This window comes from Jutongia hominis, from assembly GCF_014384965.1.
Taxonomy (GTDB): domain Bacteria; phylum Bacillota; class Clostridia; order Lachnospirales; family Lachnospiraceae; genus Butyribacter; species Butyribacter hominis.
The window spans coordinates 286,719-298,753 of the sequence record NZ_JACRSW010000027.1; the positions used below are offsets into that span (position 1 = coordinate 286,719).

Sequence of the window (12,035 nt, forward strand, 5' to 3'; positions counted from 1 at the left end):
AAAAGTGTTTTTGGCATGTACAAAACAGTTTGTGCAAAGACAGGGTATGATTTTTAATGCAGATAAAAACTGCACATAAACATTTTGTCTATGTGCAGTTTGATTTGCAAAGTTATTTTTTATACGTTACAAATATATCTTTGAAAAATTAGTTGACAGCTTCTAAGTACCATTTCTGGCAGTTGTGTCCGTTGTATACCCACTGCTGTACGTTTGCCCCTTTTGTTGTGAGTGCATTTACAACTTCGATACAGCTCTTGTTACCGGAAGATTTTGTATAGATGTTATAACTTCCGTCTGAGTTTTTCACAATCTTGTATAACTGTGCATTACAATTTGTATTTGACCAGATGCCGATATTAGCACCATTTGCGCTGCTGTTATTGGCAACGTCTAAAAGGAATGTAGAACCGTTTCCAAGTTGTGAATAAATGTAATAATAACCATTTCCGTTAGAAACGAATTTCCATGTGTTATTATTTTTTGCTTTTGAAGCTGTATACTGAAGTACATTAGTGCCGTTTACTGCTTTAGCACCGGATACATCCAGATACATACCACTATTTACGTTCTTTAACATATAAGTTTTGCTTGTATCAATGGAAGATGATGAGCTGCTTGATTTTGGATATACTGTTGTGATCGCTTTGATGATTGCAGACTGTGTTACGGCTGCTGTATAGCGGTTAAACAGAGCAAATCCATATTTGTTTGTGTCACCATTGTCCCACCAGACAGGAACCATACCATATTTCTTGGCATAGGTGCAGACTTTTGTTGCAAAATCGGCACGGCATGCAGTGTTCCGGGAATCAATAGAAGATTTGTCAATGGCACCATATTCACCAATGACGACAGGATATCCCTGGCTTGAGAATTTGTTATACATCTTCTCAAAGTTTGTTTTCATATAAGATTCATCGCCCCAGCTATCAACTTTAGAACTGTTCGTGGCTTTACTTCCCCACTGTGTAGCGGTTGTGCTTTCTTCTCCGCAGAAGCCCCATGGATCATAATAATGAACAGAGATCATGATACGTTTTTCGCTGGAAGAAATACTGCTGTCACGGTAGTTGTCTGTTGGTAATGAGAAACCATAGTTTCCGGCTGTGTATTCAATATTTGTGTTCCAGCCCGGAATCATTAACCATCTTTTTGCATTGTTGCCGCCTGTCTGACGGACAGTATCAACAAAGATCTGGTTTAATTTGTTGATATTTGCATAGTATGTTGTGTTTGGTGTTCCATAAGTACCGTCAAATTCTTCATTCATTGATTCGAATACAACATGCTGGTCATAGTTTTTGAATTTGTTTGCAATCTGTTTCCAGCAGGCTTTGTATTTGTTACGGATCGTTGTCTGGTCAGAACCGTTGCACAAAAGCCATCCACCCTGTACAGAATTGTAACCGTCTCCATGCATGTTGATAATAACGTATAAATTATTTGCGATACACATATCAACTACTTCTTTGACACGATTCAGCCAGGCAGAATCAATCGTATAATTAGAATTGCTGCCAATCTTGCTAAGATAAGAAACAGGAACACGGATTGTAGAAAATCCTGCGTTTTTGACTGCTTTGATCAGATTAGCCGAAATAGTTGGGTTGCCCCATGCTGTTTCACTTGGTGTACCATTGTTTGCTGCTTCCAATTGGTTTCCAAGATTCCAGCCAGCCCCCATTGCAGTAACCATCTGTTTTTGATTCAGATTTGTAAAAGTAGCTGCACTGGCTTTTTTTGGCTGTGTCAGAGTAGTGGTGCTTAAGGTTGACAGTGTCATTGCCGCAGCGAGTGCGACTGCTAAAAGTTTTTTGATTTGCATTTGGTTTACCTCTCCTTTTGTATAAAAATTATACTTTGCTATTGAATTATAGCATGGCATTGTGCATAGTGCTACAAAGGAAAGGTTAAATAAAAATAAAGTATACAAAATATATAAAAAATTACATAAAATATGAGAATAATTGGCTATGAATGACAAAAACTGGTAAGCTAGCGTTTCTTATCCGGTGCTATTATTTTAAATTTTATTTTTTCCGGAATAGCAAAATACCGGCTCCTGTGATCAGAAGTAAACCGCCAAAGATCCAATGCAATGTCTTTTCACCGGTAGCTGGAGAGTATTTTGACAAAGTTTGTGGAATTGGTCTTGGTGCCGGTTGTACAAATGTTACTTTTTTCTTTGTGACTGTTACCTGTCTGCTTGTCGGAGAAGCAGTTGGAGAGGCCGTGATCTGTGTGTTACTTGGTGCAGGTGTAACCGATGGAGTTGGTGCTGTTGTAGCGGTAGGTATCGGACTTAGCGGTACGGTAGGAGTAAAAGCCGGTGTTATTGTCGGAGTGGTTGATGGTGTTGTCGTTGGAGTAGTTGCCGGTTTGACGGTAGGAGTAGGCTTTATCGTCGGAGTGATTGACGGTGTTGCCGTAGGAGTAGGAGTCGGCTTGACGGTTGGAGTCGGAGTGGGAGATGTTTTTATCGTAGGAGTAGGGGTAGGTTTCGCCGTAGGAGTAGGAGTCGGCTTGACAGTTGGAGTCGGAGTGGGAGACGGTTTTATCGTAGGAGTAGGGGTAGGTGTTGCCGTAGGAGTAGGAGTCGGCTTGACAGTTGGAGTCGGAGTGGGAGACGGTTTTATCGTAGGAGTAGGGGTAGGTTTCGCCGTTGGAGTAGGAGTCGGTTTGACGGTCGGAGTGGGAGACGGTTTTATCGTAGGAGTAGGGGTAGGTTTCCACGTTGGAGTAGGAGTAGGGGTAGGTTTCCACGTTGGAGTAGGAGTCGGCTTGACGGTTGGAGTAGGAGTTGGTTTTACAGTTGGAGTAGGAGTCGGCTTGATCGTTGGGGTTGCACTTGGGCTTGGTGGCGTAACTTCTTTATAAGGATAGAAATGTCCTTCAGCACCGCAACAATAGAGATTGTTTACAATATAGCTGCCTTCAAAACAGCCGTTTGTGATCGAAACCGTTGCATTCGGAGCGACAACATGCCCCGGCATATATTCGCAATGAAGTTTTTTGTTTTGTGGAAAATTCCAGATCAATTTGACACCGGAAAGATCCATTTGTCCGGCACGTATCGTTTCCGCACCTTCGATGTTTTTTAAACCATGTGCATCATCAAGCAGATGAGCTTTTTTCTGGTACGTTCCAAAGAAGTTTGTAAAAAGACTGCTCTGTCTGTCATTCGTAGCGATAAAGACTGCTTTTTTCCAGTCGTCCGGACGGACAAAAGAATAGCTGCCACCGATGGAGAGCGGATCACTTTGTTCTATACTAATAATGTGATCGGTTTCTGCTAATTCTTTTAAATCTTTCACACCATCGATCAGGATCCAGTCTGCTTTTTTGATGATCCGTTTAGGAATCCGGACGGAATGGACGGTTTTACTAAATGGAATCGTCAAAAGCCATCCGTTGTTGCCATCAAACGATACATAGTGCATCTGATCCATTGACAGTGTCAAGGAAGCCTGATCCATCATATCGGCTGATTCACGGATCAGAGATGTAAAAGCAGAATCAAATCGGATATATGCATTGTTTTTATCAGGATATTTTGTCAAAGAAGGGTAATTACGGTTTGCATTTTTATAATATGCTGGCTGCTTGCAAAGATCTTTATATTTGGAATCGGATGCAAGATAGTGGCTGTTATTTTGTCCGTTGTAGTTATTCAGGGAGAGAACAGTATCAAAATAAGAAGGAACGATCGCACCGTCTCCAAACGTATTTAAATAGGCTTTGCCACCACAGGCTGCTGCTCCGACAAAGTGATTATTGCTTTGCAATTCGTTTCGGACAAAGAATTGATAATCACTTGTAAGCTGACGGATCGTATACGTTTTTTGTGTGTCTGTATAGGATGGGGAAGCGGCTTTTCCGTACATCACACTGCATGCTGTACTACATACCAGTAACAGGCAAAGAAAAAAGGATGTTAAAGTTCGAATAGGATGTTTCAATAGTTATTTCCTCCATTCATTTTGTTTTTGTGCAATGATAAAAAAACGGGTTTTGGAATCAGAACCACAAGTTGATAAAACTAACCATTGTGATTTTTTGTCTTTGGAAGCGTCTAAAAGAAGTATTTTGCTTTGGGAGGTTCCATGCAGATCAATCGCCCGGACAAAGTGATATATGCTGTCAGGTGTATTAGAAAATGTATAAAGAATGTCTTTGTTACACCATACAGCACTGGATCGGATACGATATAAAATTTTAGAAGTAGGAGTAATGATGTAGATAAAATAGACTTTTTTTACAAAATCCGACTTATCAAGCTGACGAAGTGCACCAAACATCGTTCCATTTCTCATATTATGCCCATAGAGTATAAGGAGTGCATCGGTGAAGTCTTTTTTTGATTGTGTCTTAGAAAAAATACAGCCCGGATATCCGGTACTGCCGCTCAGATTGTGGTTTAGATAGTATGTATCATATTTAGAATGTTGTAAGATTGGATAAGAGACATTGGCATCCGGGATCATGATCCAGGCATAAATGTCAGAATTATATTTCCATAGAAGCGGAAAATCAATATTTGGTATGGTTACCGTTCTTTTTTGGTATTTCTTTTTGGAATAATTTTGTTTCTTTGAAATGGTCTGTGGCGGGCTGCGCTGGATCGCCTTTTTTTGAAGTGACCGGTATTGCGATTGTGCCTGTCGGAGTTGTTGATCATATCGTAAAGAATAGATACCAAAGAGTATCAGTGTAATAAGAAAGGCTGTTACTGACAGCCAAAAGAAGCTTCTTTTCCAAGGTCGTAAAAGACGCAAAGAAATCCTCCTGTTTTGTCAGGCTGTATTGACATTGTATTTGAAAAAAAAGAGAATATGCCATTTGGCTTGTTCCCTTTTTGTGGAATATTTTTCTTTTGTGTTTCATAAAGTGGTAACAAGACTAAAGAAAGAATCAGACAAAAAGGCAGGAATGGAGGAAAAATATGAGTGGCTTTAAAGTGTATCAGGATTTAGCAGAACGAACCAATGGAGAATTCTATCTTGGCGTATGTGGTCCGGTTCGTACAGGAAAGTCTACATTTATAAAGAGATTCATGGAATTAATGGTAATTCCCGGAATAGAAGATGAAAATGAAAAAGAAAGAACAACAGATGAATTACCGCAGTCAGCAGATGGAAAGACGATCATGACAACGGAACCGAAATTTATTCCGAAAGAAGCCGTTTCGGTCGACTTATATGGGGAAAATCAGGTAAAAGTCCGCATGATCGATTGTGTCGGTTATATTGTTCAGGAAGCAGAAGGTATTCGTGAAGAAGAAAATGAGCGTATGGTCATGACACCATGGTCAAAAGAGCCGATGCCGTTTTCCGAAGCGGCAGAATTCGGAACACGTAAAGTGATCCATGATCATTCCACACTTGGCATCGTAGTGACAACGGATGGAAGCTTTGGCGAAATTTCAAGAGAAGCATATGTTCCGGCAGAAGAAAGAACCATACAGGAATTAAAAAGTATCGGAAAACCATTTGTCGTTCTTTTAAATACTGTAAAACCATTTGGAGAGGAAGCCAAAGAACTGGCACGAAAACTCAGTGAAAAATATGAGGTATCGGTACTTCCTGTAAATTGTAACCAGCTTCGCAATGAAGATATCGGACGTATCATGGAACAGATGTTATCGGTATTTCCGATTCGCCAGCTTGTTTTCCGTCTTCCCAAATGGGTAGAAATGCTGCCGATCGATCATTGGTTAAAGAAAGAGCTGATCGAAAGTGTGCGTAAGATCCTTGATAAAATATCACTTGTGCGTGATGTGATCCGCGATAACTTCGCTGTCGATAATGATATGATCCGTGAATTTAAGATAGATAGTATAGGCATGGAAAACGGTATTGTGCAGATTGAGGCACTTTTTGATGACAGCCGGTATTATCAGATCATCAGTGAACTGGTGGGAACACCGATTGAAGGCGAATATCAGCTGATCCATCTGTTAAAGGAATATGTAGGAAAGAAAGAAGAGATTGAAAAGCTGTCGGATGCATGGAAAGAGGTGCATGCAAAAGGTTATGGAGTGATCACACCGGGAACAGAAGAAATTGTCATCTCGGAACCGGAGATCATTCGTCATGGGAACAAGTTTGGTGTCAAGATCAAAGCAGTCAGTCCGTCTGTTCATCTGATCCAGGCGAACATAGAAACAGAGATTGCACCGATCGTTGGCACACAGCAGCAGGCAGAAGACCTGATCCATTATATTGCCGGGCAGAATGCGGAGGCAGAAGAGTCCATTTGGGATACGAATATCTTTGGAAAGACCGTCAGACAGCTGGTAGAAGAAGGCATGACTTCGAAAGTGAACCGGCTGACAGAGGAAAGCCAGATGAAATTACAGGATACCTTGCAAAAGGTTATCAATGACAGCAACGGTGGCCTGGTCTGTATTATTATCTGATCCGGTGAAAAATGGTAAGAGTACATATGACTATGTGGAAACTTATAATGTATAATATTCATGGCAAAAATTGTAAGCTGGTTGACAATTATTACATCACTTGCTATACTTGTAATAGTTTTGTAACATTTGTGAATTTTTTGCAACAAAGGAACAAGGTGTTTCTAAATAGGAAATACCTTGTTCTGTATAAAAAGTGATTGGAAATGAGGAATACCATGAAAAAAAGATATCATAAATTTATTATGGCAGGCACGATTGTTGTATTGACAGGAAGTTTGGTTTCAATACATGGACAGGCTGTTTCAATTTCAAAGGAAAAGCCGCTTGCCGGAATCACACTGTCATTAGATCATTATTGTGAAACTGTGATCGCTGATGCACAGGAAGATGCAGCACAGGCACAAAAAGAAGCACAAAATGTACAGACAGGTGCGGTCAATACAACACAGCAGTCTGCTGAGGTACAGGATGTAGCAGCAACGGCTGCACCGGATCAGACTACATTGACAGATCTTACTCCGCAGGCAACAAAAGAGCCGGAACAAAAGATTAAATTAAGTGCAAAATATAAGAATTTAGGTATTGTAAAAGTAGACACATATTTGAATGTCAGAAAGAAGGCAAGTGAAAACTCTGCTTTAGTCGGAAAGATGACAAAAAATACAGGATGCGATATCCTTTCGACGAAAAAAGGCTGGTCAAAGATCCGTTCAGGAAAAGTCAAAGGTTATGTCAAAACAAAATATCTGATACAGGGAGAGGCAGCACAGCAAAAAGCATTGAAAGTTGCTTCCTTAAAAGCAATCGTAAAGACAGAGACATTAAATGTACGTTATCTGCCAAGTACAGATGCACCGATCTATGATCAGTTATCAGAGGATGAAGATTATACGGTAGAAAAAGAAAATCTTACCGTTGAATATATGAAAAACTATGTCAAAAAGAAAAGCAGCAAGAATGCGACAAAAGGTGTAGATCTGGATGCAATGTATGATGACCTTTCTAACTGGGTCATGCTTTCGATCGATGATGAAAAGGTGTTTGTCAGCAAGGATTTTGTTTCGATCAAGTATAAGCTAAAGAGTGCAGTATCTTTCAAAGAGTCTGACAGCAGTTCTTCTTCTGATTCAGGTAATGGTTCTATGGTCAGCTATGCAATGCAATTTTTGGGGAACCGCTATGTATGGGGTGGTACAAGCTTGACAAACGGAACAGACTGTTCGGGATTTACAATGGGAATCTACAGACATTTTGGTATTTCGATCCCTAGAACATCTGCGGCGCAGGCATCTGCATCCCGTAGCGTGAAAAGCTCCGAGGTACGTCCGGGCGATCTGTTCTTCTATGGAAGCGGTCATGTCAGCCATGTAGCAATGTATATCGGCGGAGGAAAGATCATTCATGCAAGTAATGCCAGAGATGGTATTAAGATCTCAAATGCATACTACCGTAAGCCGTTAAAGATCGGACGTTTTTCATAAAAAGGATGTATTATTCCTGTATGTCACATAAGAAGGCAGATTTTTTTGAATGACAGGAATACAGACATGCTTTTGGCATATGGAATAAAATATGGTATATTTAGATACATCATAGGAAAATCCTGTGGTGTATCTTTTTTGTGGAATAGAAAATCCGTTGTTTCCTATAAAGCATAAAATGCTCTGTGAGGATGCAATTACCACACAGTGGAAAAACGGATCGTTATACATTTTAACGTTTTGGGAGGAAACTAAAATGCTTTTTAAAATCTTAGTTGGTATTCTTATATTTGTAATTCTTTTTTTGTTAAAAGGATTTTATGATCGGCAAAAGTATAAAGATAAGATACAATTTCTGTTAAAACAGGAATGGGGAATGGAAACAAGAGACGAATATAGCGATAAGATCTTTCGGAATATCTGCTTTTATCATGAACAAAAGAAAAAAGAGTCAGACATCGATGATATTACATGGAATGATCTGGAGATGGATCAGATCTTTATGTTATTAAATCATACCAGAACATCAGCCGGTGAAGAATACCTGTACCATTTGCTACGCAGCCCTCTTTATCAGGAAGAAGAATTAGATAAGAGAGAACAGTTGATCGAAGAGATCACAAAACAGGAAGACAAGCGTTATGATCTTGAAATGGCATTGTGTGATATTGGTAAGACAGACCAGATATCCGTGTATGAATTTTTAAGTTTGGCAAAAGAGTTAGATCAACTACAGGTAAAGCGTTTTCCGCATCTGATCGCATGTCTTGCAATGATTGGTTCTGTTGTGATGCTGCCGTTCTTTCCGTCAGAAATGATCCTTTTGCTGTTTGTTGTTATGGCGGTCAATGCATATTTTTATTATAAGGCAAAAGCAGAAATGACATCGTATCTGGCATTGTTTTCTTTTATTTTGCGAACGATCAAAAAATGTGATGCGATCAGTTCCGTTGATTTTGTGGCAGCAAAAAACGAACGAAGGCGGATGAAAGAGCTTGCAGGCAAGTTTCGGAAGTTTTCGAGATTTTCTTTTTTGGTATCCGGTGGAAGTTCGATATCAGGCAGTCTGTTTGATGCAGTCTTTGACTATGTCAGAATCTTGTGTCATGTCGATCTGATCAAAATAGGAACAATGATCAAAGAAGTTTGCAAATATGAGAAAGAATTATTAGAATTGTATGATATCATCGGCTATCTGGATGCGATCATCGCAATTGCCTCTTTTCGTGACAGTGTAGAAACATATTGTATTCCGCAATTTGAGATGGAAAAGGAGCATTCCAAGCAGCTAAAAATGCAAATGCTATACCACCCGTTGATCAAAAATCCGGTCAAAAATTCAATTGATACCGACAAAAGTATACTCTTTACCGGTTCCAATGCATCCGGTAAATCGACATTTTTAAAAGCAGTAGCGATCAATGTATTATTTGCACAGACGATACATACGGTATTGGCAGACGAATATTGTTCGTCTTTTTACCGGATCTATTCGTCGATGGCATTGCGTGATGATATTTTATCACAGGAAAGTTATTTCATCGTTGAGCTCAAATCCTTAAAACGTATTTTTACCAAAATACGAGAAGATGATGTTGCGGTACTTTGCTTTATTGATGAGATATTGCGAGGTACAAATACCGTTGAGCGTGTGGCAGCATCTTCACAGTTACTAGAAGAAATTGCTAAAAAGAATGCTTTATGCTTTGCGGCAACGCATGATATTGAATTAACGTATTTATTAGAAGATATATATCAGAATTGTCATTTTGAAGAAGTGTTACAGGATGGTGATGTTTCCTTTGATTACCTGTTAAAAGAAGGAAGAGCAAATTCGAGAAATGCGATAAGACTTTTAGAAGTGATCGGTTTTGATAAAGAAGTCGTAAAGCGTTCACAGCAAAGAGTCGATCGTTTCTTACAAAAAGGAATCTGGGAATAGCTTTTGTATAAAGTTATAAAACCGTGCAATACTAGTAGAAAGAGAGAAGTGCTAGGAAAGAAAGGTACGGTGAAAATATGAAACAGAAAACATCTTATTGGCTGGTCGCATTGTTGATGGTATGCAGTGTGGTTTTTGGCGGACTGACCGGATATTTTTGTGCGTTTTATCATGTGAAAAGCAGTCAAAAGACATTTGAAAAAGAAATGCAAAAGGAAATGACAGCTTCGATCGATGAAAATGTAAAGAAGGAAGCTTCGACAGCAGCAAAAAATGCGGTGAAAGAAAATATGAAGAGCATTCAGGCAGAAGCCTCAAACCAGAAGCTTAGTGTCGATACGGTCTATCAGGTACAAAAATATGATGCCGCCAGCAAACAGACTACAACGGAATATGAGACACTTCCCAAAGAGCTTGTAGGACTTGACCGTGACGAGACAGATGCATATTGCAAAAAATATATGAGCAGTCTGCCGGTGCAGGAATATTTAGATGGTTTGCAAAGCTTTGGCGTTGTTGCGTTTGCAAAAGACCGTCTGATCGTAAAGAAGATCTATGACAGCAGTAAAGTGACATATCGTTATTATCTGATTGCAATAGACGGAGAAGTTGTTGTATATTATGGAGATAAGAATACGATCTATGAATATACCGGGATCGAGACAAAAAATCTGACCACAGAAGAAAGAACACAGTTAAAAAAAGGCGTAGAAGTCAAAGATGAAAATGAGTTATATAGTATATTGGAAAATTATTCTTCCTGATGATGCAAAGCAGATGGTTCTTTTGCATAAAAGGAAAAAAATAATTTAACCATACAATTCATTTTATGATAGAAAAGAAAGTTTATATGCTAAAAACAATCTGATCATATATCTTTATGATAGAAAGAAAGGGAACAAAAGAAATGCGCAGTATAGAAGTGCTTGTTCTCGGAGGAGGAGCTTCCGGGATGATGGCAGCGATCATGGCGGCAAGAGAACATGCTCATGTGATGATCCTAGAAAAAAAGAACCGGCTTGGCAAAAAATTGTTAGCAACCGGAAATGGCAGATGCAATTTTACAAACAAAGTGCAAAAAAAAGAATGCTATCGTGGAAAAGATGCAAACTTTGCATGGAATGCCATGCAGCATTTTTCGGCAGAAGATGCGATTGAATGGTTTGACCAAATCGGTATCCTGGCAACAGATAAAAACGGCTATATGTATCCGGCAGCAAATCAGGCAACCGTGGTATTACATGCTTTAGAAAACGAATTAAAGCGTCAGAAAGTCGAAGTGAAACTCGAAGAAGCAGTGCTTTCGGTACAAAAAGATTCCAAAAGAAACGATGGCTTTGTAGTTACAACGGATCAAGACAGTTATGTAGCAAAAAGAGTGATCGTTGCAACAGGCGGGATGGCTGCTCCGGTGCATGGAAGTACGGGAGACGGCTATGAGTTTGCTGCGGCATTCGGACATCAACTGGTATTACCTGCCAGTGCATTGACTTCTATTGTATTAGAAGGCAACTTTATGAAAAAGTGGAGCGGTATCAGAATACAGGGAGAAGTTTTCTTATACGATCAGGATGACGAGCTGCTTGCTAAAGACCGGGGGGAGATTCAGATGGTTGCTTACGGAATATCAGGCATTCCGGTCTTTCAGGTCAGCCGTTTTGCCGCGGTCGAATTACAAAAGAAAAGAAAGCCATATCTTGTATTAGACAGTATGCCGGATCATTCCAAAGAATGGATCGTGAAACAGATTGTACGCAGGGCAGAATGGAATCCCAAACAGTCTTTTGGCGATCTGATAGAAGGACTGCTTCCTGATAAGCTTGGACTGGTTCTTTTGCAGCAATGTCATATTGATCCGGCAAGTAAAGCAGAACAGTGCCTGCCAAAGAAAATACAGCAGCTTGCCCAAAAGATCAAGCATAATGTCCTTACGATCAAAGAAGTAAGCGGCTTTGAAAAAGCACAGGTTACGGCAGGCGGTCTCGCAACCGGTCAGGTCGATCCGGATACCATGGAATCAAAATTATGCAAAGGTTTATATTTTACTGGTGAGCTTTTAGACATTGACGGAATCTGTGGAGGCTATAATTTGCAATGGGCATGGACATCCGGTTATCTGGCAGGAAAAGCCTGTGGGATGCGTCATAAAGAACGTTAAAAAGATAAGAAAGCATAAGTGAGGAATGAC

Annotated in this window: 8 protein-coding genes; 5 read left to right on the forward strand and 3 right to left on the reverse strand. The window is 39.8% G+C overall.

The annotated features are described in order from the left end of the window. Window positions 1-148: 148 nt before the first annotated feature. The 3 genes from H8700_RS06805 to H8700_RS06815 all read right to left on the reverse strand — a co-directional run bounded on the left by H8700_RS06805 (window position 149) and on the right by H8700_RS06815 (window position 4,778). On the reverse strand, window positions 149-1,828 hold the full coding sequence (locus H8700_RS06805) for a cellulase family glycosylhydrolase (protein ID WP_249304539.1): 1,680 nt from the start codon (window positions 1,826-1,828) through the stop codon (window positions 149-151). Between the two features lie 205 nt (window positions 1,829-2,033). Further along, complete coding sequence (locus H8700_RS06810) at window positions 2,034-3,887, reverse strand: collagen-binding domain-containing protein (RefSeq protein WP_249304541.1); 1,854 nt, start codon at window positions 3,885-3,887, stop codon at window positions 2,034-2,036. 78 nt (window positions 3,888-3,965) lie between these two features. Then, complete coding sequence (locus tag H8700_RS06815; protein ID WP_249304542.1) at window positions 3,966-4,778, reverse strand: class B sortase; 813 nt, start codon at window positions 4,776-4,778, stop codon at window positions 3,966-3,968. Window positions 4,779-4,945: 167 nt separating this feature from the next. Here H8700_RS06815 and spoIVA point away from each other — a divergent pair, with 167 nt between their 5' ends. The 5 genes from spoIVA to H8700_RS06840 all read left to right on the forward strand — a co-directional run bounded on the left by spoIVA (window position 4,946) and on the right by H8700_RS06840 (window position 12,005). After that, window positions 4,946-6,421 carry a stage IV sporulation protein A gene (gene spoIVA, locus H8700_RS06820; RefSeq protein ID WP_249304544.1) on the forward strand — a complete coding sequence of 492 codons (1,476 nt, stop codon included), beginning with the start codon at window positions 4,946-4,948 and terminating at the stop codon, window positions 6,419-6,421. A 218-nt stretch (window positions 6,422-6,639) separates the two neighbouring features. After that, window positions 6,640-7,905, forward strand: coding sequence for a C40 family peptidase (locus H8700_RS06825; protein ID WP_249304546.1), 1,266 nt, complete (start codon window positions 6,640-6,642; stop codon window positions 7,903-7,905). A 256-nt stretch (window positions 7,906-8,161) separates the two neighbouring features. Further along, window positions 8,162-9,847, forward strand: a complete 1,686-nt coding sequence (locus tag H8700_RS06830) for a MutS-related protein (protein ID WP_249304548.1) — start codon at window positions 8,162-8,164, stop codon at window positions 9,845-9,847. A 77-nt stretch (window positions 9,848-9,924) separates the two neighbouring features. Further along, the gene (locus H8700_RS06835) at window positions 9,925-10,611 is read left to right on the forward strand and encodes a BofC C-terminal domain-containing protein (RefSeq protein ID WP_249304552.1); all 687 of its coding nucleotides are present in this window, start codon (window positions 9,925-9,927) and stop codon (window positions 10,609-10,611) included. Window positions 10,612-10,727: 116 nt separating this feature from the next. Continuing rightward, entirely contained in the window at window positions 10,728-12,005 is a 1,278-nt protein-coding gene (locus H8700_RS06840) for a BaiN/RdsA family NAD(P)/FAD-dependent oxidoreductase (RefSeq protein WP_249304556.1), read from the forward strand. Window positions 12,006-12,035 lie beyond the last annotated feature (30 nt).